This is a genomic window from Micromonospora sp. MP36, from assembly GCF_008119785.1.
Classification (GTDB): domain Bacteria; phylum Actinomycetota; class Actinomycetes; order Mycobacteriales; family Micromonosporaceae; genus Micromonospora.
The window spans coordinates 99,175-125,431 of sequence record NZ_VSFA01000003.1; the positions used below are offsets into that span (position 1 = coordinate 99,175).

Sequence of the window (26,257 nt, forward strand, 5' to 3'; positions counted from 1 at the left end):
GGTGGGACCATGGCAGTGGTGAAGATCAACGCGATCGACGTCCCGCCCGGCGCGGGTGCGGAGCTGGAGAAGCGGTTCGCGGCCCGGGCCGGCGCGGTGGAGAACTCCCCCGGCTTCCTCGGCTTCGAGCTGCTCCGCCCGGTCGCCGGGGAGAGCCGCTACTTCGTCTACACCCGCTGGGAGTCCGAGGAGGCCTACCAGGCGTGGACGCAGGGGCCGTCCCGGGCCGCGCACGCCGGTGGCGAGGGCGGCGAGCCGCGCAAGCCGGTCGCCACCGGGGCCACGCTGCTGGAGTTCGAGGTGGTCCAGCAGGTTCCCGGTAAGGGCTGAGCCGGGCGCGGGCGGAGCTATCGCGCCCCTGCCCCGGCCGTGGCGAGCCGGCGGGCGTCGAGCACCACGACGGCACCGGGCTCGGTACGCACGGCACCGGCCGCGGCGAGCGCCCGCAGGGCCCGGTTGACGGTGACCCGGGACAGGCCCAGTTCCTCGCCCAGCCCCTGCTGGCCGCCGGGCAGCACGATCCGACGGGTTGGGCCGGTCATGGCTTCGGCGAGCCAGTCCGCGACCCGGGCGACCGGCCGGACCGCGGCGACCCGGATTCGGGCCCGCCGGTCCCGGTTGACCTGCGCGGAGATCTGTCGCAGCACGTGGTCCCGCACGGCGGGCAGGTCGTGCAGGAGTTCGTGCAGCGCTTCGCCGGGCACCAGCCGGATCCGGCAGGCGTCCACGGTGGTCCAGGTCGCGGTGTGCGTCCCGGCGTCCAGCACGGCGGCCTTGTCGACCAGGCAGGGGCCGGTGACCGCGCCGAACCGCACCAGGGCCCCGTCGACGGTGTGGTAGCCGGCGGACAGGGTGCCGTGCTGCAGCACGATCAGACTGCGGGCCGGCTCCCCGAACCGGGCGACGGCCTGGCCCGCGGGCACCCGCTGGACCGGATGACGCCGGGCGATCCGCTCGCGGCAGGCCCCGTCGAGCAGCGCGAACAGCGGCACCGCGGCGAGTTCCTGGTCGTCCATCCGGCAAGTATCACGCGGCACGGGCCGAGCCGGCGGGGGCCCGGACGACCGGTCGCCCCGCGCGTATCCCGGGATACAGCGGGCGGCGGGGGACGTGCCTAGCGTGGGCGGCATGGTCGTACTGGAACTCGCCTTCACCGACGACGAGCGTCGGCTCGCCGCCCGTCCGGCCCACCGCGAACGGCTCGCCCGACTGCACGCGGAGGGACGCCTGGCGGCGGCCGGCCCGTGGCAGGACGACTCCGGGGCGATGCTCGTCTTCCGGGTCGACGTGGCGGCCGTGCGGGAGATCATGGCAGCCGATCCCTACTACACCACCCCCGGCGTGACCGTCGTGTCGCTCCGCCCGTGGCGGCCGGTGGTCGGAGCCGGCTGACCGGGCAGGGCTGAGGCGGTCAGGGTTTCCGGGTGTCGGCCAGCGAGGCGAAGGCGATGACGTTGTCCTCGTAGCCGGTCCGCCCGCCGACCCACTCGCCGCCGCAGGTGATCAGGCGCAGCTCGGCCGGGCCGTCGTCGCCGTACACCCGGTCGGCGGGGAGGTTGGCCTTGTCGAAGTGCTCGACGGTGTCCACCGTGAAGGTCACCATGCTGTGGTCCGCCCGGGTCACCTGGATCCGGTCCCCCGGCTTGAGGTCGCGCAGGTGGTAGAAGACCGCCGGTCCGCTCTTGGTGTCGACGTGCCCGACGATGATCGCCCGGCCCGGCTCGCCCGGGACGGAGCCGCGGTCGTACCAGCCGGTCTGGTTGTGCTGGCTCAGCGGCGGTACGGCGATCGAGCCGTCCTTCGCCTGCCCGACCGGGGTGATCGGCGCGGTCACCTTGATCGCCGGCACGGCGAGGCTCACCGGTCGGCTGGCGGTCGCCGCCTGCGCCGGTTCGGCGGCGCGCTGCGTCGGCCCGGCGGCCGCGTCCAGGAGGTCGAACGGCCCGGCGGTGCGGCCCAGCCCGGCCCCGGTGGCGAAGACCCCGACCAGCACCAGCACCACCGCGAGGGGCGTCGACCACGGGCTGCGTCTGCGGGCGGGCGCCGTCCGGGCGGGCGGTGGGGAGGCGGGGGGCGCGATCATGGGCGAGCCTCAGTGGCGGGCGACGCCACGGACGGTACGGGGCCGGCGCGCGGCGGCCACGCCGATCACCGTGCCGGCCACGGTCAATGCCAGCCCGGCGGGCACCAGCAGGCCGCCCAACCCGATCCCGGCCGTGCCACCGAAGCCGGTCGCCGGCCCGCGGCTCGGCGGCGCGGCGGTGCGGCTGGGCGGCGGGCCCTTGACCACCTGGAGCATCGTCGACGCGGTCTGCCCGCTGGGGCACTCCAGCTTGACCCGGTAGTTGCCTGGGCGGGTGCGCTCGCGGACCATCGGCGAGGCGGTGAGCAGCCCGCGCTGCGGCTGCACCTGGACCCGGCCGAAGGCGTCGGAGACGACGATCGCCGGCACCGAGTTGTCCCGGCAGCTCGCCCGGATGCCGACCAGGAATCCGGGCTGCACGGTGCTCGGGGTGACCTCGACGAAGACCAGGTCGACGGGCTGCTGTTGCTGCTGGCTCTGCTCCGCTGGACCGGGGGCCGGTCCGGCGGCGAGCGCGCCGGGTGGCGGGGCGGCCAGCGCGGGGACCGCGCCGAGCAGCGGGGCGGCGCACGCAGCGGCCACGATCAGCATCGCCCCGCGTCGCGTGACTGACACCATGACCCCTCCTGGGCTCCGACGGTGTCGGGTGGCGGGCCACCCGTCCTGCCGTGGATGAATCCTCTCACCCCCGGTCGCACATCACATCCGATCCGCGGCAACGGTCGCGTACGCTCGGGTCGCTGTGACCTCTGTCGACCAGAACCCCACTCCGCCGGCCCACGTCGCCCGGATCCGCACCTTCCATCCGCGCCGCGGCCGGATGAGCGACCGGCAGCGCGACGCGCTGGCGCGGCTCTGGTCCGCGTACGGCCTGGAGATCGCCGACCTGGACGGGCCGTTCGATCCGACGGCGCTGTTCGGGCGGCGGGCGCCGCTGGTGCTGGAGATCGGCTCCGGCATGGGCGACGCCACCGCCGCGATGGCGGCCGCCGACCCGGACCGACACTATCTGGCGGTTGAGGTGCATACGCCCGGAATTGCCAACCTGCTCGAACTGGTGGAGCGGCACGGGCTGACCAACGTCCGGGTGGCCCGGGGCGACGCGCTGGACCTGGTCCGGGCGATGCCGGCGGGCTCGCTGGACGCGGTGCACGTCTTCTTCCCCGACCCCTGGCCGAAGGCCCGCCACCACAAGCGACGGATCATCCAGCCGGCGCACGTGGCGCTGCTGCGGTCCCGACTGACCCCCGGCGGCACGCTGCACTGCGCCACGGACTGGGCCGAGTACGCCGAGTCGATGCGCGAGACGTTGACCGCCGACCCGGAGCTGGTGGACGTGCACGGCGACTACGCCCCCCGCCCGGCACACCGGCCGGTGACCAAGTTCGAGCGCCGCGCGCTGACCGCCGGCCGCCCGATCTTCGACCTGGTCCACCGCCGGAGGTGACCGAGGGCCCCTTCTTTGACGGCATGGCAAAAGGGGCCTTTCTGAACAGCCAGGGCGGCCCGGTTGGCGCGGCGGGCCATGATCCAGGCACCATGGAGCGGCTATGACCCTCACCGCCGCGCTGCCGAAGAGCGCCGACCCCGACACCCTCTACGACGCGTTCGCCGGCTGGGCGTCCGAGCGCGGCCTCGACCTCTACCCCCACCAGGAGGAGGCGGTCATCGAGATCGTCTCCGGCGCGAACGTGATCATGAATACGCCGACCGGCTCCGGCAAGAGCCTGGTGGCGATCGCCGCGCACTTCGCCGCCCTGGCCGACGACCGGACCACCTTCTACACCGCGCCGATCAAGGCGCTGGTGTCGGAGAAGTTCTTCGCGCTCTGCGAGATCTTCGGCGCGGAGAACGTCGGCATGCTCACCGGCGACGCCAGCGTCAACGCCGACGCCCCGATCATCTGCTGCACCGCGGAGATCCTGGCCAACCTGGCGCTGCGCGAGGGCACCCGGGCCGACGTCGGCCAGGTGATCATGGATGAGTTCCACTTCTACGCCGAGCCGGACCGGGGCTGGGCCTGGCAGGTGCCGCTGATCGAACTGCCCCAGGCGCAGTTCGTCCTAATGTCCGCCACGCTCGGCGACACCACCCGCTTCGTCGACGACCTCACCCGGCGTACCGGGCGGCCGACCGCCGTCGTCCGCTCGGCCGAGCGGCCGGTCCCGCTCCTCTTCTCGTACGCGATGACCCCGCTGCATGAGACCCTGGAGGAGCTGCTGGAGACCAAGCAGGCCCCGGTGTACGTCGTGCACTTCACCCAGGCCGCCGCGCTGGAACGCGCACAGGCGCTGATGAGCGTCAACGTCTGCACCCGGGCCGAGAAGGACATGATCGCCCAGGCGATCGGCAACTTCCGGTTCACCTCCGGCTTCGGCAAGACGCTGTCCCGGCTGGTCCGGCACGGCATCGGCGTGCACCACGCCGGCATGCTCCCCAAGTACCGCCGCCTCGTCGAGACCCTGGCCCAGGCCGGGCTGCTCAAGGTCATCTGCGGCACCGACACCCTCGGCGTCGGCATCAACGTGCCGATCCGCACCGTGCTCTTCACCGGCCTGTCGAAGTACGACGGGACGCGGACCCGGCTGCTCAAGGCCCGCGAGTTCCACCAGATCGCCGGTCGGGCCGGGCGGGCCGGCTTCGACACCCTCGGGCGGGTGGTGGTGCAGGCCCCCGAGCACGTCATCGAGAACGAGAAGGCCCTGGCCAAGGCCGGTGACGACCCGAAGAAGCGGCGCAAGGTGGTCAAGAAGAAGCCGCCGGAGGGCTCGGTCGGCTGGGGGAAGCCCACCTTCGACCGCCTGGTGGAGGCCGAGCCGGAGCCGCTGATCTCCAGCTTCCAGGTCAGCCACTCGATGCTGCTGAACGTCATCGGCCGGCCCGGGGACGCGTTCGCCTCGATGCGGCACCTACTCACCGACAACCACGAGGACCGGACCGCCCAGCGGCGGCACATCCGCCGGGCGATCGCCATCTACCGCGCGCTGCGGGCCGGCGGCGTGGTCGAGGAGCTGCCGGAGCCGGACGAGCAGGGCCGGCGGGTCCGTCTCACCGTCGACCTCCAGCTCGACTTCGCGCTCAACCAGCCGCTGTCGCCGCTCGCCCTGGCGGCCATCGAGCTGCTGGACCGGGAGTCCCCGTCGTACGCGCTCGACGTGCTGTCGGTGATCGAGTCGATCCTCGACGACCCCCGCCAGGTGCTCTCCGCCCAGCAGTTCAAGGCCCGCGGCGAGGCGGTCGCCGCGATGAAGGCCGAGGGCATCGAGTACGAGGCCCGGCTGGAACTGCTCGACGAGGTGACCTGGCCCAAGCCGCTGGCCGAGCTGCTGGAGTCGGCGTACGAGATGTACCGGCAGGGGCACCCCTGGGTCGCCGACCACCAGCTCTCCCCCAAGTCAGTGGTCCGCGACATGTACGAGCGGGCCATGACGTTCCCCGAGTACGTGCAGTTCTACGGGCTGTCCCGGTCCGAGGGCCTCGTGCTGCGCTACCTCGCCGACGCGTACAAGACGCTGCGACAGACCGTCCCCGAGGACGCCAAGACCGAGGAGCTGGTCGACCTCATCGAGTGGCTCGGCGAGCTGGTCCGCCAGGTCGACTCCAGCCTGATCGACGAGTGGGAGCGGCTGCGCAACCCGTCCGACGTCGAGGCGGTCGCCGCGTCGCTGGACGACCGGCCGCCGGCGGTCACCCGCAACGCCCGGGCGTTCCGGGTGCTGGTCCGCAACGCGCTGTTCCGCCGGGTCGAGCTGGCCGCCCTGCGCCGCTGGGATCTCCTCGGGGAGCTGGACGCCGAGCACGGGTGGCACGCGGACGCGTGGGCGGACGCGTTGGAGCCGTACTTCGAGTCGTACGACGAGATCGGGGTCGGGCCGGACGCCCGCGGGCCGGCGCTGCTCATGATCGAGCAGGGCCGGGAGCGGTGGACCGTACGCCAGATCCTGGACGACCCGGAGGGCGACCACGACTGGGGGATCAGCGCCGAGGTCGACCTGGCCGCCTCCGACGAGGCGGGGGCCGCGGTCGTGCGGATCACCGCCGTCGGGCAACTGTAGGGCCTCGTTGGGTCACCGATCGGGGGACTGGCCGGCCAGTTGATCGCCGAGGGGGCTGCGCCGGTACAGCACGTGCCGGCCGTCCCGGGTGCGGGTGATCAGTCCGGTCGCGTGGAGCACCCGCAGGTGCTGCGACACGGCGCTGGGCGTCACGGTGAGCCGGCGGGCGATCTCCACCGTCGCCAGGGGCTCGTCGAGGAGGCCGAGCAGGCGCGCTCTGGGCGCGCCGAGAAGCGAGGTGAGGGCGCCGGCGTCCGTGGTCGGCGTCGGCGCCCACAGCGTCGCCACGCCGCGACACGGGTACGCCAGCACCGGCGGTTCGTCCCGGCTGACCGGCGGGGCGGGCTTGTGGGCGAACACGGATGGCACCAGCAGCAGGCCCCGGCCGGAGGCGGCGACGCGGTGCCGGCCGATCATCTTGTCGATGTGCAGCACGCCGTCGTGCCAACGCAGGTTCGGGTGCATGTCGGCAAAGAGCAGGCGGGCGCCGCCCACGGCCAACTGCCGGGCGCGGTAGGTCATGTCGGCTTCCAACCCGAGTCGCAGCTGCGGCCAGGCCGGCCTGATGGCGATCTCCCAGTAGCGCGCCAGGAGGTCGCAGACGGCCTCCCGGAGCCGGCGGACGCCCGCATCGCCGCCGCCGGTGGCCTCCTGCAGTACGTCCGGCAGCCGGCCCCGGGTGTACACGGCCAGCAGGTCGCGGCGCACGACATCCGGCGGCGTCCGGCGTACCCCGGCCAGTTCGTCGTCGAAGGCCGCGGCGAAGCTCGCCGGTCGGGGGGTGAGGAAATCCGGAACGGCGCGGTCCGGTCCGACCAGAGACATCAGCAGGCCGGTGTCGAGCCCGTCGAGGCTGCCGAGCACCGACCGGCGCCACGGCAGGTGCAGCGCGTGCAGTCCCGGCTCGCGCAGCACCCGGAGACTGAGCACGGTCTCGTGGAGCGGCGAGATCGCGAACCGGGTGTCGGCGAGGTCCTCGACGCCGAGCGCAAAGCTGATCATTAAGCCATACGCTACATCCTTTGGGCGGCGGCCCACCCCTGCCGTGGACTGGCAGGCATGACACACGAGATCAACTTGTCGATCCCGGCCGCTCGGCGTACGGCTGGGGACGGCCGCACGGCCGCCGCGATCGATCGGGGTCACCGGGCTCTCGCCGGCCGGCCCGGCCCCGCCCACGGCGGAACGTCCCTGGCGGCCGGGGTCGAGGTGCTGGCGAGGCTGCGGTGAGCCGCCGGCTGCTGCTGCTCCTCGCCCTCGCCTGCGGGGTGGCCGTCGGAAACATCTACTTCCCACAGACCGTCGCCCCACTGGTCGCCTCCGGCCTGCGGGTCAGCCCGGACTCGGCCACCCTGGTGGTGACCGCAGTGCAGTTCGGCTACGCCGCCGGGGTGTTCCTGCTGGTGCCGCTCGGCGACCGGTTCCCCCACCGCCCGCTGATCACCATCCTGCTCGGCCTCAGCGGGCTGGGACTGCTCGCCGCGACGGTGGCACCCACGCTGCCGCTTCTCGTCGGCGCGAACGCCCTCGTCGGGATCGCCACCGTGGTCGCCCCGATCATCGGCCCGATGGCGGCCGGTCTGGTGGCCGACGACCAGCGTGGCGTGGTCAGCGGCACGCTGCTGAGCGGCTCGATCGGTGGCATGCTGCTGTCCCGTACTGCCGCCGGAACGATCGGCGACTGGTGGGGCTGGCGGGCGCCGTACCTGACGGCCGCGGCGTCCGTTCTGCTCATCGCGGTGGTCATGGCCCGCGTGCTGCCGGCGACGCGACCGTCGTCCGGGCACCGGTACCCGGCGCTGCTGGGCGAGCCGCTACGCCTGCTGCGCACCGAGCCCGAACTGCGCCGCTCCTGCCTCTACCAGGCGACCGTCTTCGCCGGGTTCTCCGCGGTCTGGACCGGCCTGGCACTGTTGCTGACCAGCCCGGCGTACGGCCTGGGCGCACCGGCGGTCGGGATGCTCGCCCTGGTCAACGCGGCGACCATGCTCTGCACCCCGGTCGCCGGACGCCAGGTGGACCGTCGGGGCAGCGATGTGGTCAACCTGGCCTGCCTGGTCGGCGTCGGCATCTCGGCGGCCGTTCTCGCGTTCGCCAGCCTGGGTGGGGCGAGGGGCCTGGCGGCCCTGGTGCTCGGCACGTTGCTGCTCGATGTCGCGATGCAATCCGGCATGGTCGCCAACCAAGTCCGCAACTACACCCTGCGCCCCGAGGCCCGGAGCAGAGTCAACACCGCCTACATGACCTGCGCCTACCTCGGCGGCAGCGCGGGTTCCTGGCTCGGGGTCCGGGCCTACGCCCACCTCGGCTGGCTGGGCGTGTGCGGCCTGCTGGCGTTGCTCGCCGGGGTCGCGCTAACCCGGCACCTGGCGATGGCCACCGCCACCCGGCAGGGGCCGGCCGTAGTGGCCGTCGAGAAACCTGACCTCCGGCCCGTCCGATCCCTGGGCGATGTCAGACCCGTCGATTAGAATGTATGTACTAATCGAGCCGTTGACCTGGGAGGATGCTCGTGACCGCGCCCACCTCCACCGCCCCTCTGACTCCCTACGCCACCCTCCTCGGCTTCACCCGGTACGTCGATCGCACCGGGCCCACCAAGGCCACCTTCGTCGGGGGCCTGCGCCGGCAGCGGGCGAGCAAGTCCGGCTTCAACCCGCACGGACAGTTCGTCAAGGCGCTCAAGGCCGACGTCGCCTTCCACACCGGTGGCACTCACCTGGCCCAGGTCGCCGACCTGGTCAAGCCGCGCTGGCGCCCGCTCTACGAGGCCCTCGTCCCGGGCGCGGCGGCCTGGCTGCGCTCCCTCGGCGAGCCGGCGGGCGTCGACCTGGCGCAGACCCGGGACGCCCTGGCAATGCTGGGCGACCTTCCCGTCAAGATCAACCCGCACTTCGGCGTCCGCTACGCCGACGGGCGCGCCGAGGCGATCCGCCTGCACTTCGATGAGGCCCCGCCGAGCGAGGAGTCCGCCCTGGCGACGCTGCACCTGATGGCCCGCCACATGGACGCGGTCCTGCCGCACGCCGAGCCGGTGCTGGTTGACGTCCGGCGCGGCGAGGCCCACCGCATGCCCGCCGACGTCAAACCCGAGCAGGTCGAGCAGTGGCTCGCCGGCGAGGCCGCCGCCTTCCGCGCCATCTGGTCCACGGCCGCCTGACCCTTCCCCGGCGCCTTCGTTTAGCGTCACGTCGGCGATGTGGCGGTGTCGGGCTTGCCCGGACACCGCCACATCGGGGAACCGGCGCGTCGTGGTGCCTGGCCGGCGCGACGGTGGGACGGCTCAGGCGGAGAGGTACTTCTCGAGGTCGTCGAGGATCTTGTTGGCGGCGCCGACGCCGATGCCGGTCATCCAGATCTCGTCGGAGACGACGTGCGCCTTGCCCGCCTTGACCGCGGGGAGGTTCTTCCAGAGTGTGCCACCGGTGACCTTGGCCTGCTCGGCGGCGGCCTTCTCGCCGTACGCGGTCACGAAGATGACGTCTCCGTCGGCCTCGCCGATCCGCTCCGGGCTCACCCGGTCCATCCGCTTGTCCTCCTTGCTGGCGAGCAGCTGCCGCTCGGGGCGGCCCAGGCCGGTGTCGCCGACCACGATGCCGGAGAACGAGTCCGGCCCGTACAGCCGGATCTCGGTCGGCATGAAGCGGACGATGGAGACCTTGCGGTTGGCGGCGTCGCCGAGCTTGCCGCCGAACTCCTTGGCCCGGGCCTCGTACTGGGCGAGGAGGTCCTTGGCCTGCTGTTCCTTGCCGAGCGCCTTGCCGTCGAGGAGGAAGTTCTCCTTCCAGGTGATGCCCACCTTCTCGGTGAAGACCGTCGGCGCGATGGCGGACAGCTCGTCGTAGAACTTCTCCTGGCGGAACTTGCTGCCGAGGATCAGGTCGGGCTTGAGCGCGGTGATCGCCTCCAGGTCGGGCTCGGTGAGCACGCCGACCTCCTTGATGCCGGCGAGCTTGTCCGCGCCGAAGTAGGTGGGCCAGCTCTTCGCCTGGCCGGCGACCGCCGCGCCGACGGGCGTGACTCCGAGCGAGAGCGCGGTGTCGATCTTGTCGGTGTCGAGCACCACCACGCGCTTCGGCTCGGCCGGCACCTTGGTGGTGCCCATCGCGTGGGTGATCTCCCGGGTCTCCCCGGTGGCCGTACCGGGCGCGGGGTCGCTCTCCCCGCAGGCGGTGAGGCCGACGCCGAGGGCGAGGGCCGCGGTGAGAGCGGCGGCAAGGCGACGCATGAGGGTCCTTTCTCGAGGTACGGGTCGACGCGTTCAGGCGTCGCCGACGGAGGCGCCGGCCGGGGCCGGCGTGGTGGCCGGTACGGCCGAGGTGTGGGTGAGGCCCGGCACCACCAGCGGGGCGCCGGTGACCGGGCAGGGCACGACGACGCAGTCGAGCCCGAAGACCTCCCGGACCAGGTCGGCGGTGAGGATCTCGCGCGGCGGACCGGCGGCGACCACCGCGCCGGCTCGCATGGCGATCAGGTGGTCGGCGTACCGGGCGGCCTGGTTGAGGTCGTGCAGCACGGCCACGACGGTGCGGCCGCGTTCGGTCCGCAGCCGGTGCAGCAGATCGAGCACCTCGACCTGGTGGGCGAGGTCCAGGAAGGTGGTCGGCTCGTCCAGCAGCAGCGCGTCGGTGTCCTGGGCGAGGGTCATGGCGATCCAGACCCGTTGGCGCTGCCCGCCGGAGAGGGTGTCCACCGGGCGGTCGGCGAGCCCGGCGACATCGGCCAGGGCCATGGCCTGCTCGACCGCCCGGCCGTCTTCGGCGGACCACTGCCGCCACCAGCTCTGGTACGGCTGCCGGCCCCGGCCGACCAGGTCCGCCACGCTGATCCCCTCGGGCACGAGCGGGCTCTGCGGCAGCACGCCGAGGCGGCGGGCCACCTCGCGGGTCGGCAGGTCGCGTATCACCGCGCCGTCGAGCAGGACGGTGCCACGTCGCGGAGTGAGCAGCCGGGCCATGGTGCGCAGCAGGGTGGATTTGCCACAGGCGTTCGGCCCGACGATCACGGTGAACGCGTCGGCGGGCAGGTCGAGATCGAGCCCGTCCAGGACCGTCCGGCCCTCGTAGCCGACGACCAGGTCGCGGGTGGAGAGCGTGGTCACGACCGCCTCCCTCGGAGCAGCAGGAACATCAGGTACGGCCCGCCGATCGCGGCGGTGAGCACGCCGGCCGGGAGTTGGGTGGGGGCGAAGAGGCGACGGCCGGCGAGGTCGGCCAGCACCAGCAGCAACGCCCCGAGCAGCGCCGCGCAGAGCAGCGGCGGCCGCTCCGCCCGGACCAGCCGGCGGGCCACCTGCGGGGCGACCAGGGCGACGAAGTCCACCGCGCCCACCTGGGCGGTGACCATGGCGGCGGCCAGCACGCCGGTGGCGGCCAGGCCGATCCGCCGGGCCACCGGCCGCACTCCGACGCCCCGGGCGGTGTCGTCGTCCAGGGCGGTGCTGCGCAGCGCCCAGCCGGCCCAGGCCAGCACCGGCAGCAGCAGGGCGAGGGTCACGGCGATCCAGACCGTCTCGGTCCAGCCCTTGCCGGCCAGGGTGCCGATCAGCCAGATCTGGGCGCGCAGCCCGTCGATCGGGTCGGCGGTGAGCATCACCACCTCGGTGAGCGCGCGGAACGCGAACGCCACCGCCACCCCGGCGAGGACGAAGCGCTGCGCGGCCAGCCCGTGCCGGGAGCCGAGGGCGAACAGCAGGACCGCCGCGACCAGGCCGCCGAGCAGCGCCGCCGGGGCCACCAGGACGGCGGCCGCGCCGCTGGTGAGGGCCACTGTCGCGGCCAGCCCGGCGCCCTGGGTGACGCCGACGACGTCGGGGCTGGCGAGCGGGTTGCGGGCCACGCTCTGGATCAGGGTGCCGGCCACGCCGAAGGCCGCCCCGGCCAGCGCCGCGAGCACCGCGCGGGGCAGTCGCAGGTCGAGGACCACGAGGTCGTACGGGGTGCCGGCGCCGGAGAGCGCGCGCAGCACGTCGGCCGGCGCGACGTACGGGGTGCCGAGCGAGAGGCTGAGCACGAGGGCGCCGACGAGCAGCAGGAACAGCGTGGCGGCGACGAGCGCCGGCCGGCGGCGCACCTGGACGGCCAGCGGCCCGACCCGCAGCAGCGACCGCCCGGGCAGGGCGGTGGTCGGCGCGCTCACGATGCCTCCGCCGGCGGCGTTCATGCCGTCACCACCCGGGCGCGGCGGACCAGGAAGGCCAGCAGCGGGGCGCCGATCAGCGCGGTGACGATGCCGGCCGGCACCTCGCCCGGCGGGTCGACGAGCCGGCCGACGATGTCGGCGCCGAGCAGCAGCGCCGGCCCGAGCAGCGCGGCGACCAGCAGGGTCCACCGGTGGTCGGCGCCGACCAGGGCTCGGGCCAGGTGCGGCACGGCCAGCCCGACGAAGGCGATCGGCCCGGCGGCGGCGACGGCGGCACCGGTGAGCAGCACACCGCCGAGGCCGGCACCGAGGCGTACCAGGGCGATGCGGTGGCCCAGGCCGCGGGCGACGTCGTCGCCCAGGGCGAGCGCGTCGAGGCCCCGGGCGACCACGGCGGCCAGCACCGCCCCGGCGAGGACGAACGGGAGTACCTGCCCCGCGACTCCGACGTCCCGGCCGGTGAGCCCGCCGACGACCCAGAAGCGGTAGTCCTCGAACGTGCGCGCGTCGATGCTGAGCAGCGCGTACACGACGGCACCGAGACTGGCGTCGAGGGCCGCGCCGACCAGCGCGAGGGTGACCGGGCTGCTGCCCTCGCGGGTGCGGTTGGCGACGGCGAAGACCAGCAGGCCGGCCAGCAGCGCGCCGGCGATGCCGAACCAGACGTATCCGGTGAGCGTGCTCACGCCGAAGACGGCGATCGCCAGCACCACGCCGAAGGACGCCCCGGCGCTGACCCCGAGGATGCGCGGCTCGGCGAGGGGGTTGCGGGTGACGGCCTGGAAGAGCACCCCGGCAACCGCCAGGGCGAGGCCGACGACCACCCCCAGGGCGGTACGCGGCAGGCGCAGCTCCCGGACGATCGTGCTGGCCTCCCCGCCGTCCGGGGCGGTGAGCGCGGCCCACACCTGGTCGACGGGAAGCTGGCGGCTGCCCAGCGCCAGGCTGGCCAGCAGCGCGACGGCGAGCAGGAGCGCCGCCGCCAGGGCCACCGCGACGCGACGACCGGCGCGGCGGCGGGTCGGGGCGTCGACCTGGGCGGGCCGGACGGCGACGGTGGTCACGGGGTTGTTCCCTCTCGGATTAGGTTCGCCTTACCTTAGCGGAGGAAGTTAGGCGGACCTAACTCGGGACCGTCGATCTGGAGAACGGCAGGTTGCGCCTCCACCAGGGGGAGGCGAGAGGCTGCGGGACATGAACGGCGAGACGCGCTACTCGATCGGCGACCTGGCCCGACGGACCGGGCTGACGGTCAAGACCATCCGGTTCTACTGGCCCCGGTCCTCGACTGGTCGATCCGCGCCCTGCAGGCCCGGACCTCGGGGTAGCCCCTTTTGGACCGGTTTGCACTCCTACCCTGGGGTCATGCGATTCGACCAGCACACCATCGTCCTCCTGGTCCGTCCCGACGACCCGCCCGAGCTGCCTCGGGACGCGGCCGACCGGTTGCAGGACGCGCACCTGGCCCACCAGGCCGGGCTGGTGGAGCAGGGCGCCGTCCTCGCGGCCGGCCCCTTCCTCGGCGGCGACGACGAGCGGATCCGCGGTTTCGTGGTGCTGTCGGTGGACCCGCAGATGGCCCGCGAGCTCTACGCCAACGACCCGGCCGTACGGGCCGGGCGGCTGGTTGCCCAGGTGATGAGCTGGATGGTGCCGGAGGGCCAGGTTCGCTTCGAGCAGGTGCCGGTGCCCCGCTCGATGCTCGAGGCCGCCGCCGGCGACTGACCCGGCTCAGTCCTCCGTGGCCTGGCGGCTGCCCGGCACCACCGGCATCGGCCACACCCCGGTCCGCGGCACGGCCGGCACGTCGACCTGGTGGTCCGACCAGACGTACGTCTCGGGCAGCAGGTCGGCCACCGGGACGGCGTGCAGGCCGTCGGGCGGGCCGACGATCACCTTGATCGACGGGAAGTAGTCGAGGAGCACCTGGCGGCAGCGGCCGCACGGCGGGATGACCCCCCGGCCCCGGTCCCCCACCGCGACGATGGTCTCCAGGTCGCCGGCGCCCTGGGTGGCGGCGGCGCCGATCGCCACCACCTCGGCGCACGGTCCGCCGGTGAAGTGGTAGACGTTCACGCCGGTGAAGACCCGGCCGTCGGTGGTCCGCGCGGCGGCGGCGACCGTGTGGTTGTCGCTGCGGCAGCGCAGCTTGGCAACGGCCGTGGCGGCCTGGACCAGTGCCCGGTCGGTGTCGCGCATGATCATCCCGTCCCGTCGTCGACCTCGATCGGCGGCCACTTTAGCCCGGTGACCGAGCGCGACCTGGGACGGCGCGCGCGGGACGCGGTCCGGCGGCGATAACCCGGGGGCGCTGTTCCCGGCGGCTGCCTATCCTTGGCCACGACATGCAGAATCCAGCCGTACCCGCCGCGCCCGAGACCGCCCGCGACCTGCACCGCCGTCTCTCCCCCCTGATGTTCCGTGACCAGCGCCGGCTCCAGCGGCGGCTGGACGGGGTGCGGAAGCTGCGGGACCCGCAGCGGCGCGAGTCGGCGCTCGCCGAGATCGCCGCCGACGTGGCGCGGGCCGAGGCGCGGCTGGCCGCCCGGCGGGCCGCCGTGCCGGCCGTCACCTACCCGGCGCAGCTGCCGGTCAGCGAGCGCAAGGACGACATCGCCGCCGCGATCCGGGACCACCAGGTGGTGATCGTGGCCGGCGAGACCGGGTCCGGCAAGACCACCCAGCTCCCCAAGATCTGCCTGGAGCTGGGCCGCGGGATCAACGGGCTGATCGGGCACACCCAGCCCCGGCGGCTCGCCGCGCGTACGGTGGCGGACCGGATCGCCGAGGAGCTCGGCACCGAGCTGGGCGATGTGGTCGGCTACAAGGTGCGCTTCACCGACCAGGTCAGCGAGCAGAGCCTGGTCAAGCTGATGACCGACGGCATCCTGCTGGCCGAGCTGCAGACCGACCGGATGCTGCGCCAGTACGACACGCTGATCATCGACGAGGCGCACGAGCGCAGCCTCAACATCGACTTCATCCTGGGCTACCTCAAGCAGCTCCTCCCCCGGCGACCCGACCTCAAGGTGGTCATCACCTCGGCGACCATCGAGACCGACCGGTTCGCCCGGCACTTCGCCGACGCCGACGGCAACCCCGCGCCGGTCGTCGAGGTGTCCGGGCGGACCTACCCGGTCGAGGTGCGGTACCGGCCGCTGGTCGAGGTGATCGAGGCCGAGGAGGAGGACGACGGGGACGAGGAGAACGTCCGGGACCAGATCCAGGCCATCGGCGACGCGGTCGAGGAGCTGGCCGCCGAGGGACCCGGCGACATCCTGGTGTTCCTCAGCGGTGAACGGGAGATCCGGGACACCGCGGAGGCGCTGGGCAAGCTGGTGCAGAAGAAACGGTCCCTGCTGGGCACCGAGATCCTCCCGCTGTACGCCCGGCTCTCCACCGCCGAGCAGCACCGGGTCTTCGCCCCGCACACCGGGCGCCGAGTGGTGCTCGCGACCAACGTCGCGGAGACCTCGCTGACCGTCCCCGGCATCAAGTACGTGGTGGACCCGGGCACCGCGCGGATCTCCCGCTACTCCAGCCGGCTCAAGGTGCAGCGGCTGCCGATCGAGCCGATCTCGCAGGCGTCGGCCAACCAGCGCAAGGGGCGCTGCGGGCGTACCTCGGACGGCATCTGCATCCGCCTCTACGACGAGCAGGACTTCGAGTCCCGGCCCGAGTTCACCGACCCGGAGATCCTGCGGACCAACCTCGCCTCGGTCATCCTCCAGATGACCTCGATCGGGCTCGGCGACGTCGGGGCGTTCCCGTTCATCGACCCGCCGGACCGGCGCAACATCACCGACGGCGTCAATCTGCTGCACGAGCTGGGCGCGCTGAACCCGGCCGAGGCCGACCCGGCGAAGCGGCTCACCCCGCTGGGCCGGCGGCTCGCCCAGCTGCCCGTCGACCCGCGGCTGGCCCGGATGGTGCTGGAGGGCGAGCGGAACGGCTGCGCCACCGAGGTGATCGTGATCGCCGCGGCGCTCTCCATCCAGGACCCCCGCGAGCGGCCGGCGGAGAAGCAGGCCCAGGCCGACCAGGCGCACGCCCGGTTCGCCGACAAGGAGTCGGACTTCGTCGCGTTCCTCAACCTGTGGCGCTATCTGCGCGAGCAGCAGCGTGCCCTGTCGTCCAGCGCGTTCCGCCGGATCTGCAAGGGGGAGTACCTCAACTACCTGCGGGTCCGCGAGTGGCAGGACATCGTCAGCCAGCTGCGCCAGGTGCTGCGTACGCCCGAACCGGGTGAGGGGCGGCGCGGCCGGCGCGGCGGGCCGGCGGCCGACACCGACGGCGGCCGGCGCGGCGCCGGTGCGGACCTGCCGGAGGAGATCGACACCCCGAAGGTGCACCAGTCGCTGCTGCCCGGCCTGCTGTCCCACATCGGGCTCAAGGACGCCCAGAAGCACGAGTACCTGGGCGCGCGCGGGGCGAAGTTCGCGATCTTCCCCGGCTCGGCGCTGTTCAAGAAGCCGCCGCGCTGGGTGATGGCCGCCGAGCTGGTGGAGACCACGCGGCTGTGGGGCCGGGTCGCCGGCCGGGTCGAGCCCGAGTGGGTGGAGCCGCTCGCCCAGCACCTGGTCAAGCGCAGCTACAGCGAGCCGCACTGGGAAAAGAAGCAGGCCGCGGTGATGGCCTACGAGAAGGTCACCCTGTACGGCGTCCCGATCGTCACCTCCCGCAAGGTGAACTTCGGCCGGATCGACCCGGCGCTGTCCCGGGAGCTGTTCATCCGGCACGCCCTGGTGGAGGGCGACTGGCAGACCCACCACCAGTTCTGGCAGGACAACCAGCGGCTCCTCACCGAGGTGGAGGAGCTGGAGAACCGGGCCCGGCGCCGGGACATCCTGGTCGACGACGAGACGATCTTCCAGTTCTACGACGAGCGGATCCCCGCCGACGTGGTCTCCGGCCGGCACTTCGACTCCTGGTGGAAGAAGACCCGCCGGGAGCAGCCCGACCTGCTCACCTTCACCCGCGAGCTGCTGATCAACTCGGGTCGCGGCGGGGTGGACGAGGCGGACTACCCGGACGAGTGGCGGGCCGACGGGGTGACCCTGCCGCTGACCTACACGTTCGACCCGGGCACGCCGACCGACGGGGTGACCGTGGACATACCGCTGCCGCTGCTGAACCAGGTGCCGGCGGAGAGCTTCGACTGGCAGGTGCCCGGGCTGCGCGAGGAACTGGTCATCGCGCTGATCCGGTCGCTGCCCAAGGCGATCCGGCGCAACTTCGTCCCGGTGCCCGACTACGCCCGGGCGGCCCTGGCGGCGATCACCCCCGGCGAGGAGCCGCTGCTCGACGCGCTCACCCGGCAGCTGCGCCGGATGACCGGGGTGACCGTGCCGTCGGACGCCTGGGACCTGGCCAAGCTGCCGCCGCACCTGCGGGTCACTTTCCGGGTGCTCGGCGAGGACGACAAGCCGGTCGCCGAGGGCAAGGACCTGCCGTCCCTGCAACGCGAGCTCCGCCAGGAGGTACGCCAGGTCGTCGCCGCCGCCGCGCCGGACGTGGCCCGGACCGGGCTCACCGAGTGGAGCCTCGACACCCTGCCGCGCACCATCGAGCAGGTCCGCGCCGGGTACGCGGTGACCGCGTACCCGGCCCTGGTCGACGAGGGCGCCACGGTCGGGGTGAAGGTGTTCGACTCCCCGGCCGAGCAGGAGGCCGCGCACTGGGCGGGCACCCGGCGGCTGCTCCGGCTGACCGTGCCGTCGCCGGCGAAGTTCCTTCAAGGCCGGCTGAGCAACGAGGCCAAGCTGGCGCTCAGCCGCAACCCGCACGGCGGGGTGCAGGCGCTCATCGAGGACGCCACCGGCGCGGCGATCGACAAGCTGATGGCGGACGCGGGCGGGCCGGCCTGGGACGCCGCCGGGTTCGCCGCGCTGCGCGACCGGGTCCGCGCCGACCTGGTCGACACCGTGGTCGACGTGATGGGCCGGGTCCGTCAGGTGCTCGCCGCCGGGTACGCGGTGGAGCAGCGGCTCGGCGCGACGAAGAACCTGGCCGTGGTGGCCGCCCTGGCCGACGTCCGCAACCAGCTCGGCGGCCTGGTGCACAACGGGTTCATCACCGAGGCCGGGTACGCCCGCCTGCCCGACCTGCTGCGCTATCTCACCGCGATCGAGCGCCGGCTGGACCGGCTGCCCGGCAACCCGCAGCGGGACAAGCAGCAGCAGGACCGCATCGCCGTGGTGCAGCGGGAGTACCAGGACCTGCTGGCCGCGCTGCCGCCCGCGAAGCGGCAGTCGGCGGCGGTCCGGCAGATCCGCTGGATGATCGAGGAGTTGCGGGTGAACGTCTTCGCCCAGGCGCTCGGCACCCCGTACCCGGTGTCGGAGCAGCGCATCTACCGGGCGATGGACGACGCCGAGGGGCGTTGAGCCGATCCGGACGGACGGGCGCGGGGGCGGTCTCTCGACCGTGACCCCGTGCCCGTCCGGGCTCACGACCCCGGCTTCTCGGCGGTCGGCACCGCCGTCACGACACGCCGCCGGCGGCCGGCCAGCAGCAGCAGGACACCGGCCAGCACCACAGCCGCGCCGATCCCGCCGATGAGTCCCACCTGGACACCCGTGATCGGCAGGGTGCCGCCTCCGGTGCCACCGCCACTGCCGCCACCACCGGATCCGCCGCCCGACGGCGCGGCGACCACCGCCACCTGGAACCCGTCGCGGTTGTCGCCGGGATCGAGCTCGGTGGCCACGCCCGCCTGGGCATCCTGCGGCTCGCCGCTCCTGGTCGCAGGCGACGACCCGGCGACGGCCGGAGGTGACGGCTCCACGTCGGCCGGCCCCGGCGGTTCGGCGTCCGCCGCACGGGTCGGCTCGGCGGGGCCGGACGGTTCGGTCTCCACCGCACCGGTCGGCGCGGCGTCGGTGCGGCCGGGCGCTTCAGCCTCGGCCGGGCCGGCGGCGAGCGCTTCCACGGTGATCAGGCCGCCGGTCAGGGTGACCGGGGCGGTCGTGCCGGCCGCGACCCTCACCAGGTCGACAGCGGACAGCACGGAGTCGTCGCCCTGGTCCTCGCCGGCCGGCACCAGGACCCGGTCGGGATAGGTACAGGTCATCGAGCCCCGGCCCGGGGCGAGGGCACAACCCTTGCCGACCCGGGTGAAGGTGACATGCGCGGGCAGCTTCGCGGTGAGCTTGATCCCGGCGGCAGGCCGGTCGCCGACGTTGCGCACGAGGTAACCGAAGAGCCCGTTCTCGCCGGGGTGCAGCGGCCCGGTCACGTCGGTGTCGCCGTTGGGCAGGACCCGGCCGGCGTGCCGCACGTCGCCGGCGCTGACGATCAGGTCCGGACCGTGACCACCGATGGTCACGCCGACGCGGGCCAGGTTGTTGCCCGGCTCCGGGTCCGTGCCGTCGTGCCTGGCGGTGAAGGTGATCGAGCCGGCGTCCCCGCTGGCACCCCGCAGCCGAGTGATCATGAACGGCCAGTCGAGGGCGATGCCGCTCGGCACGACGTCCATCTCGAGGCTGGCCGAGTGACACTCGTAGACCCCCGACTGCGGCTCATCACAGAGGACCGGCTCGACGCGAACCTTCGACGTGTCCAGGTCGCGGGTGTCCACGACCAGCGTCGCGACGGGGACGTCGGCGGGGCCATGGTTGGTCAGGGTGAGGTGGACGGGCTTGCCGGCGGAGTCCGCGGCCATGGTGACGTCCGGTGCAGTGACGTGAAGGTCGGCGGTCGGCGCCGCGGCGGCTGGCGATGCCGCCCCGGCCGCCGCGATCAGGGTGGCCGCCACAATGGCGAGCCGAGCCCACAGATGCCTTTGTCGTGCCATCAGGTGCCCCCTGGGGTCTGAAATGGACAGGCAGCCGGAATGTAACCCGCGCCACAGGCAGTTCGCTGCCCCGCCACAGCGATCTAGAGCGGCTCCACGCCCGGCGGGAGTTCGTTGCCGACGGTGGCGTCGTGGACGTACTCCAGCAGGATGCGGCGTAGCTCGCGGCCGGCGTGGGTGGGCACCACGTCGCGGCGGCGGGCCACCGCGATGGTCCGTCGTACGCCGGGCCGGGCGAGCCGGGTGACCCGGATGCCGGGCCGGCGGGCCACCGCGATGCCGGGCACCAGCGCGATGCCGAGCCCCGCCTCGACGAAGCTGAGCACCGCGTCCAGCTCGCCGCCGTCCACCGAGAGCCGCGGCTCGAAGCCGGCCTCCCGGCACGCCTGGAGGGTGGCGTCGCGCAGGTCGTAGCCCTCGCGGAACATCACCAGCGGTTCGTCGCGCAGGTCGGTGATGCGCAGCTCGCCGGTGACCGGGTCGGCCGGTAGCGGGTCCACCGAGGCGACCACCAGACTCTCCCGCAGGATCGGGTCGGCGCGCAGCCCCGGGTCGGTGCCCGCCGCCGGCATGATGATCAGCGCCAGGTCGAGGTCGCCGCGGAGCAGGTTGCGGACCAGGTCCTGCGAGCCGCCCTCCTCCACCCGCAGGTCGACGGTGGGGTGGGCGTCGCGGAAGCGGCGCAGCACCGGGGGCGCGAGCGAGGTGGCCAGGCTGGGCGTCGCGCCGAGCCGGACCCGACCCCGGCGCAGCCCCACCAACTCCTGCACCTCCCGGGTGGCGGTGTCGACGTCGGCGAGGATCCGCTTGGCCAGCGGCAGCAGCACCTCGCCGGCCGCGGTGAGGGCGATGTTGCCCCTTACCCGCTCGAACAACGGGGCCCCGAGGTCGGTCTCCAGGGCGTGAATTTGCTTACTCAACGAGGGCTGGGTAATGCCCACCAGGTCGGCAGCTTGGGTGAAATGTCGTACTTCTGCGACCGCAACGAAGTACCGGAGCTGATGGAGCTGCATCTACATAGCTTATGGCTATCAAGACTGCGCAGTCGATGCATTGGACGACTGATCGAAGTGCTCCTAGCGTCGGGCGCGTGGTAATCACGAAAACTCGGTCGCCCATCCGCTCGAACGTCGGCCTCAAGGTCGTCATGGCGGTGACGGGCATTCTCCTGGTGCTGTTCCTGATCCTGCACATGCTCGGCAACCTGAAGGTCTTCACGGGCGAGACGTCCTTCGACCACTACGCACACTGGCTGCGCGAGATCGGGACGCCGCTGCTGCCGTCGACCTGGTACCTGTGGATCCAGCGCACCGTGCTGGCCGTGGCCGTGCTCGCGCACATCGGGGCCGCCACCGTCCTGTCGATGCGCGCCCACGCCGCCCGCCCGGTGCCGTACGCGCACCGCCGCAAGATCCACGTGAACTACGCGGCCCGCACCATGCGCTGGGGTGGGGTGATCATCCTGCTCTTCGTGATCTACCACATCCTGGACCTGACCACCGGTCACCTGAACCCTCAGGGCGACCCGGCCAACCCGTACGGCAACGTCGTCGCCGACTTCGCCCCGGAACGCTGGTACGTCACCCTCTTCTACGTCCTGGCCCTCGTCACGCTCGGCTTCCACCTGCGCCACGGCGCGTTCAGCGCGTTCCGCAGCCTCGGCCAGCAGACCCCGAAGGGCGAGCGCCGGGCCCGGAGCGCCGCGCTGGTCTTCGCCGTCGTGCTGGTCGCCGGCTACCTGGTGGTCCCGTTCGCCGTACTCACCGGATTGGTGGCCTGACATGGATCTCTACACCGAAGGCGACCCGATCGCCGACACCAAGGCCCCGGACGGCCCCATCGAGACCCGCTGGGAGCGCCGCCGCTTCGAGGCGAAACTGGTCAACCCGGCCAACCGCCGGAAGCTGACCGTGATCGTGGTGGGCACCGGCCTGGCCGGCGGCTCGGCCGCGGCCACCCTGGCCGAGCAGGGCTACCACGTCAAGTCCTACTGCTACCAGGACAGCCCGCGCCGGGCCCACTCGATCGCCGCCCAGGGCGGCATCAACGCCGCCAAGAACTACCGCAACGACGGCGACTCGGTGCACCGGCTCTTCTACGACACCGTCAAGGGCGGCGACTTCCGCTCCCGGGAGTCGAACGTGCACCGGCTGGCCGAGGTGTCGGTCAACATCATCGACCAGTGCGTCGCCCAGGGCGTCCCGTTCGCCCGCGAGTACGGCGGCCTGCTGGACACCCGTTCGTTCGGCGGCGCGCAGGTACAGCGCACCTTCTACGCCCGGGGCCAGACGGGCCAGCAGCTGCTGCTCGGCGCGTACCAGGCCCTGGAGCGGCAGATCGGCCTGGGCAACGTGGAGATGAACGCCCGCCACGAGATGCTCGAGCTGGTCGTCGTCGACGGCCGGGCGCGCGGCATCGTGGTGCGGGACCTGGTCACCGGTGAGATCACCACCGAGCTGGCCGACGCGGTCGTGCTCGCCTCCGGCGGCTACGGCAACGTGTTCTACCTGTCCACCAACGCCAAGGGCTGCAACGTCACCGCCTCCTGGCGGGCCCACCGCAAGGGCGCGCACTTCGCCAACCCCTGCTACACGCAGATCCACCCGACCTGCATCCCGGTCTCCGGCGACCACCAGTCGAAGCTGACCCTGATGAGCGAGTCGCTGCGCAACGACGGCCGGGTGTGGGTGCCCAAGGCGAAGGGCGACAACCGCGCTCCGAAGGACATCCCCGAGGACGAGCGGGACTACTACCTGGAGCGGATCTACCCCTCCTTCGGCAACCTGGTGCCCCGGGACATCGCCTCCCGGGCCGCCAAGAACGTCTGCGACGAGGGCCGCGGCGTCGGCCCGGGCGGGCTCGGCGTCTACCTGGACTTCGCCGACGCCATCCAGCGGCTGGGCCGCAAGGCCATCGAGGCGAAGTACGGCAACCTCTTCGAGATGTACGAGCGGATCACCGGCGACGACCCGTACGAGGTCCCGATGCGGATCTACCCCGCCGTGCACTACACGATGGGTGGCCTGTGGGTCGACTACGACCTCCAGTCGAGCATCCCGGGCCTGTTCGTGATCGGTGAGGCGAACTTCTCCGACCACGGCGCCAACCGCCTCGGCGCCTCGGCGCTGATGCAGGGCCTGGCGGACGGCTACTTCGTGCTGCCGAACACCCTGCCCAACTACCTGGCCAACGCCGGCTCGTTCGAGAAGGTCGACGCCAGCCACCCGGACGTGGTGGCCGCCCGCGCGGCCGTGGAGGAGCGCATCCAGAAGCTGCTCTCGATCAACGGCGACCGGACGGTGGACTCGTTCCACCGCGAGCTGGGCCAGATCATGTGGGAGCACTGCGGTATGGAGCGCACCGAGGCCGGGCTGCGCAAGGCGATCGACGAGATCCGGGCCCTGCGCGAGCAGTTCTGGCAGCGGGTCCGCGTCCCGGGCGACGGCGAGGGGCTCAACCAGTCGCTGGAGAAGGCCGGCCGGGTGGCCGACTTCTTCGAGCTGGCCGAGCTCATGTGCATCGACGCCCTGCACCGCGAGGAGTCCTGCGGCGGCCACTTCCGGGCCGAGCACCAGACTCCCGACGGTGAGGCGCAGCGCGACGACGACCGGTTCGCCTACGTGGCGGCCTGGGAGTACACCGGCGACCAGCCCGTGCTGCACAAGGAAGACCTGCAGTTCGAATACGTCCACCCCACGCAGCGGAGCTACAAGTGAATCTGACCCTGCGCATCTGGCGCCAGCGGGGCCCTGAGGACAAGGGTCGGATGGTGACCTACCAGGTCGACGACGTGTCCCCGGACATGTCCTTCCTGGAGATGCTCGACGTGCTCAACGAGCGGCTGATCCTCCAGGGCGAGGAGCCGGTCGCGTTCGACCACGACTGCCGCGAGGGCATCTGCGGCATGTGCAGCCTCATGATCAACGGTGAGGCGCACGGGCCGCAGCGTGGCACCACCGCCTGCCAGCTGCACATGCGGCAGTTCTCCGACGGCGACACGATCGACATCGAGCCGTGGCGTGCCCGGGCCTTCCCGGTCGTCAAGGACCTGGTGGTCAACCGGAACGCCTTCGACAAGATCATCGCCGCCGGCGGGTACATCACCGCGCCGACCGGCAGCGCCCCCGAGGCCCACTCGGTGCCGGTGGCCAAGAACAACGCGGACGCCGCCTTCGAGTCGGCCGCCTGCATCGGCTGCGGCGCCTGCGTGGCGGCCTGCCCGAACGGCTCCGGCATGCTGTTCACCGCCGCCAAGGTCACCCAGCTCTCGCTGCTGCCGCAGGGCCAGCCCGAGCGGTACACCCGGGTGATCGGCATGGTGGATGCGCACGACGAGGCCGGCTTCGGCGGCTGCACCAACATCGGCGAGTGCGCGGCGGCCTGCCCGAAGGGCATCCCGCTGAACACCATCGGCCGGCTCAACCGGGACTACCTCAAGGCGACGTCCAAGCGCGCCGGCACCCCCGGCTCCTGAGCCCGCGGCGGGTCCGCCCGCCGTCCGACCCACCGACCGCCGCACCCCACTTCCGGGGTGCGGCGGTCGGCCTTTCTTCCGGGGTACGGCGCGACGCGGCGGACCGGAACGTGTTCGACCGCTTCCTGTCGAGCTGAGCCGTCTGTGATGTCGCGTCCGGATCAGCCTCTCCCGGGCACCCCGCCACGCCAGGCTGACTCGTTTGGGACATTGGCTCGTCGAGCAGCCGGGCACCGGGTGCCGCACCTGGACCCGGGCAGCCGCTTCAAGTCCCTCCTCCCGGGTAGCAGTCCGATGGACGGCACCGACGAGGGGACGAACGGGCATGAGGGCACTGACCTGGCACGGCAAGCTGGCCCAGACCGCCGCCGGGCTGCTGCCGGACAAGCTGGCCCAGGCCATGACCGACCGGGCGGGCGTGGACCGCCTGGTGGTGCTGCACGCCGCGCTCAAGGCCGTCCGGCGCGGCGGCACGGTCTCCGTCTCCGGGGTGTACGGCGGCGAGCTGGACCCGATGCCGCTGATGGAGATGTTCGACCGGGGCGTCCAGCTGCGCATGGGGCAGTGCCACGTACGCCGCTGGGTCGACGAGATCATGCCGCTGCTCACCGGCGACGACGACCCGCTGGGCGTCGAGGACCTGCGTACCCACCGGCTGCCGCTGGAGCAGGCGCCGCAGGCGTACGAGATGTTCCAGCAGAAGCGCGACGGCTGCGTCAAGGTCGTGCTCGCGCCGTGAGCCGGACGGTGGTGATCACCGGCGCGAGCAGCGGCATCGGCCGGGCGACCGCCCGGGAGTTCGCCGGTCGCGGGGACCGCCTGGTCCTGGCGGCCCGCTCCCCCGCCACCCTGGCCGAGGTACGCGACGAGTGCCGCGCCGCCGGCGCGGCGGTGCTGGGCGTACCGATGGACGTCGGCACGCCCGGCGCGCTGGCCGACCTGGCCGACGCCGCGGCGGCCGAGTTCGACGGCATCGACGCCTGGGTGCACACCGCCGCCGTGATGGCGTACGGCCGCTTCGACGAGGTGCCCAGCGAGGTCTTCGAGCAGGTGGTGCGTACCGACCTGCTGGCCGCGGCCGAGGTGGCCCGGGTGGCGCTGGGCCGGTTCCGGGCCGCCTCGGCGGGCACCCTGATCCTCACCGGCTCGGTCCTGGGGCACATCACCGCGCCGTACATGAGCGGCTACGTGGCGGCCAAGTGGGGCCTGCAGGGGCTGACCCGGACGTTGCAGCAGGAGGCCCGGGAGACCCCCGGCATCCGGATCTGCCTGATCAACCCGGGCAGCGTGGACACGCCGGTCTACCGCCAGGCGGCCAACTACCTGGGCCGCACCGGCCGCCCCCCGCCGCCGATCACCACTCCCGAGCGGGTGGCCCGGGCGATCGTGCACTGCGCCGACCGCCCCCGCCGGGAGGTGTCGGTGGGCCGGCTCAACCTGTTCTTCCGGTTCGGCTTCACCGTCCTGCCCGGCGTGTACGACGTGCTGGTGGGGCCGCTGATGCGGCTCGCCGGGCTGAGCAACCAGCCGATCGGGCCGCACGAGGGCATCGTGTTCGCCCCGAACCCGACCGGCGAGGCGGTCCGGGGCGGCTGGCTGCCGGACCTGCCGCAGGTGATCCGCGCGCTGGGCACCGCGACGGCGGCGGCCGGCTCGGCGGTGCGGCGCCGGCGGCGCTGAGCCCGGAAGCGAACCGGCGTGCGGGTGGC

25 protein-coding genes are annotated in these 26,257 nt (G+C 72.9%); 14 read left to right on the forward strand and 11 right to left on the reverse strand.

All coding sequences use genetic code 11. The features are described from left to right. Nucleotides 1-9: 9 nt before the first annotated feature. On the forward strand, nt 10-330 hold the full coding sequence (locus tag FXF52_RS05560) for an antibiotic biosynthesis monooxygenase (RefSeq protein WP_148794168.1): 321 nt from the start codon (nt 10-12) through the stop codon (nt 328-330). 17 nt (nt 331-347) lie between these two features. On the opposite strand, the gene FXF52_RS05565 is transcribed toward FXF52_RS05560, so the two are convergent. Further along, entirely contained in the window at nt 348-1,016 is a 669-nt protein-coding gene (locus tag FXF52_RS05565) for a Crp/Fnr family transcriptional regulator (protein WP_187413337.1), read from the reverse strand. Between the two features lie 112 nt (nt 1,017-1,128). Between FXF52_RS05565 and FXF52_RS05570 the strand changes: the two genes are divergently transcribed. Then, nucleotides 1,129-1,392 (forward strand): YciI family protein, encoded by a 264-nt coding sequence (locus tag FXF52_RS05570; protein ID WP_148794170.1) that lies wholly within the window; start codon nt 1,129-1,131, stop codon nt 1,390-1,392. Between the two features lie 19 nt (nt 1,393-1,411). On the opposite strand, the gene FXF52_RS05575 is transcribed toward FXF52_RS05570, so the two are convergent. Both FXF52_RS05575 and FXF52_RS41500 read right to left on the reverse strand, forming a co-directional pair. Continuing rightward, nucleotides 1,412-2,083, reverse strand: coding sequence for a class F sortase (locus FXF52_RS05575; protein WP_148794171.1), 672 nt, complete (start codon nt 2,081-2,083; stop codon nt 1,412-1,414). Nucleotides 2,084-2,092: 9 nt separating this feature from the next. After that, on the reverse strand, nt 2,093-2,701 hold the full coding sequence (locus FXF52_RS41500; RefSeq protein ID WP_187413338.1) for a hypothetical protein: 609 nt from the start codon (nt 2,699-2,701) through the stop codon (nt 2,093-2,095). A gap of 124 nt (nt 2,702-2,825) precedes the next feature. Between FXF52_RS41500 and trmB the strand changes: the two genes are divergently transcribed. Both trmB and FXF52_RS05585 read left to right on the forward strand, forming a co-directional pair. Continuing rightward, entirely contained in the window at nt 2,826-3,530 is a 705-nt protein-coding gene (gene trmB / locus FXF52_RS05580; protein WP_148794172.1) for a tRNA (guanosine(46)-N7)-methyltransferase TrmB, read from the forward strand. Between the two features lie 103 nt (nt 3,531-3,633). Further along, nucleotides 3,634-6,138 carry an RNA helicase gene (locus tag FXF52_RS05585; RefSeq protein ID WP_148794173.1) on the forward strand — a complete coding sequence of 835 codons (2,505 nt, stop codon included), beginning with the start codon at nt 3,634-3,636 and terminating at the stop codon, nt 6,136-6,138. A gap of 12 nt (nt 6,139-6,150) precedes the next feature. Here the strand turns inward: FXF52_RS05585 and FXF52_RS05590 are convergent, their stop codons facing one another. Then, the gene (locus FXF52_RS05590) at nt 6,151-7,140 is read right to left on the reverse strand and encodes a helix-turn-helix domain-containing protein (protein ID WP_148794174.1); all 990 of its coding nucleotides are present in this window, start codon (nt 7,138-7,140) and stop codon (nt 6,151-6,153) included. A 57-nt stretch (nt 7,141-7,197) separates the two neighbouring features. On the opposite strand from FXF52_RS05590, the gene FXF52_RS41505 reads away from it, so the two are divergent. The 3 genes from FXF52_RS41505 to FXF52_RS05600 are packed head-to-tail and all read left to right on the forward strand — an operon-like array spanning nt 7,198 to nt 9,298. Beyond that, nucleotides 7,198-7,368 carry a hypothetical protein gene (locus FXF52_RS41505; protein ID WP_187413339.1) on the forward strand — a complete coding sequence of 57 codons (171 nt, stop codon included), beginning with the start codon at nt 7,198-7,200 and terminating at the stop codon, nt 7,366-7,368. Continuing rightward, the gene (locus FXF52_RS05595) at nt 7,365-8,609 is read left to right on the forward strand and encodes an MFS transporter (protein WP_148794175.1); all 1,245 of its coding nucleotides are present in this window, start codon (nt 7,365-7,367) and stop codon (nt 8,607-8,609) included. Before FXF52_RS41505 ends, FXF52_RS05595 begins: the two co-directional genes overlap by 4 nt. Nucleotides 8,610-8,650: 41 nt before the next feature. Next, nucleotides 8,651-9,298 carry a hypothetical protein gene (locus FXF52_RS05600; RefSeq protein ID WP_148794176.1) on the forward strand — a complete coding sequence of 216 codons (648 nt, stop codon included), beginning with the start codon at nt 8,651-8,653 and terminating at the stop codon, nt 9,296-9,298. 123 nt (nt 9,299-9,421) lie between these two features. Here the strand turns inward: FXF52_RS05600 and FXF52_RS05605 are convergent, their stop codons facing one another. From FXF52_RS05605 to FXF52_RS05620, 4 genes are read right to left on the reverse strand one after another with little or no spacing between them, the layout of a single operon-like run. Next, nucleotides 9,422-10,366, reverse strand: a complete 945-nt coding sequence (locus FXF52_RS05605; protein WP_148794177.1) for an ABC transporter substrate-binding protein — start codon at nt 10,364-10,366, stop codon at nt 9,422-9,424. Between the two features lie 33 nt (nt 10,367-10,399). Then, nucleotides 10,400-11,239, reverse strand: coding sequence for an ABC transporter ATP-binding protein (locus tag FXF52_RS05610; protein ID WP_148794178.1), 840 nt, complete (start codon nt 11,237-11,239; stop codon nt 10,400-10,402). Beyond that, complete coding sequence (locus FXF52_RS05615; RefSeq protein WP_255471751.1) at nt 11,236-12,276, reverse strand: iron chelate uptake ABC transporter family permease subunit; 1,041 nt, start codon at nt 12,274-12,276, stop codon at nt 11,236-11,238. Before FXF52_RS05615 ends, FXF52_RS05610 begins: the two co-directional genes overlap by 4 nt. 20 nt (nt 12,277-12,296) lie before the next feature. Further along, nucleotides 12,297-13,343, reverse strand: a complete 1,047-nt coding sequence (locus tag FXF52_RS05620) for an iron ABC transporter permease (protein ID WP_148794179.1) — start codon at nt 13,341-13,343, stop codon at nt 12,297-12,299. A gap of 301 nt (nt 13,344-13,644) precedes the next feature. On the opposite strand from FXF52_RS05620, the gene FXF52_RS05630 reads away from it, so the two are divergent. Then, nucleotides 13,645-14,004, forward strand: coding sequence for a YciI family protein (locus FXF52_RS05630; RefSeq protein WP_148794348.1), 360 nt, complete (start codon nt 13,645-13,647; stop codon nt 14,002-14,004). 6 nt (nt 14,005-14,010) lie between these two features. Here FXF52_RS05630 and FXF52_RS05635 read toward each other — a convergent pair whose 3' ends face one another. Further along, the gene (locus tag FXF52_RS05635) at nt 14,011-14,478 is read right to left on the reverse strand and encodes a cytidine deaminase (protein WP_255471752.1); all 468 of its coding nucleotides are present in this window, start codon (nt 14,476-14,478) and stop codon (nt 14,011-14,013) included. Between the two features lie 146 nt (nt 14,479-14,624). Between FXF52_RS05635 and hrpA the strand changes: the two genes are divergently transcribed. After that, entirely contained in the window at nt 14,625-18,665 is a 4,041-nt protein-coding gene (gene hrpA, locus FXF52_RS05640; RefSeq protein ID WP_148794181.1) for an ATP-dependent RNA helicase HrpA, read from the forward strand. 62 nt (nt 18,666-18,727) lie between these two features. On the opposite strand, the gene FXF52_RS05645 is transcribed toward hrpA, so the two are convergent. Beyond that, nucleotides 18,728-20,035: a hypothetical protein gene (locus tag FXF52_RS05645; RefSeq protein WP_148794182.1), complete on the reverse strand. Its 1,308-nt coding sequence runs from the start codon at nt 20,033-20,035 to the stop codon at nt 18,728-18,730. A 122-nt stretch (nt 20,036-20,157) separates the two neighbouring features. Next, nucleotides 20,158-21,087: a LysR family transcriptional regulator gene (locus FXF52_RS05650; RefSeq protein WP_148794183.1), complete on the reverse strand. Its 930-nt coding sequence runs from the start codon at nt 21,085-21,087 to the stop codon at nt 20,158-20,160. A 35-nt stretch (nt 21,088-21,122) separates the two neighbouring features. On the opposite strand from FXF52_RS05650, the gene FXF52_RS05655 reads away from it, so the two are divergent. The 5 genes from FXF52_RS05655 (at nt 21,123) to FXF52_RS05675 (ending at nt 26,228) form a co-directional block, all read left to right on the forward strand. Then, a complete protein-coding gene (locus FXF52_RS05655) occupies nt 21,123-21,854 on the forward strand; it encodes a succinate dehydrogenase cytochrome b subunit (protein WP_148794184.1) in 732 nt (243 codons plus the stop codon). A 1-nt stretch (nt 21,855) separates the two neighbouring features. Beyond that, the gene (locus FXF52_RS05660) at nt 21,856-23,790 is read left to right on the forward strand and encodes a fumarate reductase/succinate dehydrogenase flavoprotein subunit (RefSeq protein WP_148794185.1); all 1,935 of its coding nucleotides are present in this window, start codon (nt 21,856-21,858) and stop codon (nt 23,788-23,790) included. Beyond that, nucleotides 23,787-24,548 carry a succinate dehydrogenase/fumarate reductase iron-sulfur subunit gene (locus FXF52_RS05665; protein ID WP_148794186.1) on the forward strand — a complete coding sequence of 254 codons (762 nt, stop codon included), beginning with the start codon at nt 23,787-23,789 and terminating at the stop codon, nt 24,546-24,548. The genes FXF52_RS05660 and FXF52_RS05665 overlap by 4 nt, the downstream gene beginning before the upstream one ends. A 325-nt stretch (nt 24,549-24,873) precedes the next feature. Continuing rightward, nucleotides 24,874-25,287 (forward strand): hypothetical protein, encoded by a 414-nt coding sequence (locus tag FXF52_RS05670; RefSeq protein WP_255471753.1) that lies wholly within the window; start codon nt 24,874-24,876, stop codon nt 25,285-25,287. After that, nucleotides 25,284-26,228 carry an SDR family NAD(P)-dependent oxidoreductase gene (locus FXF52_RS05675; RefSeq protein ID WP_148794187.1) on the forward strand — a complete coding sequence of 315 codons (945 nt, stop codon included), beginning with the start codon at nt 25,284-25,286 and terminating at the stop codon, nt 26,226-26,228. The genes FXF52_RS05670 and FXF52_RS05675 overlap by 4 nt, the downstream gene beginning before the upstream one ends. Nucleotides 26,229-26,257: the final 29 nt, after the last annotated feature.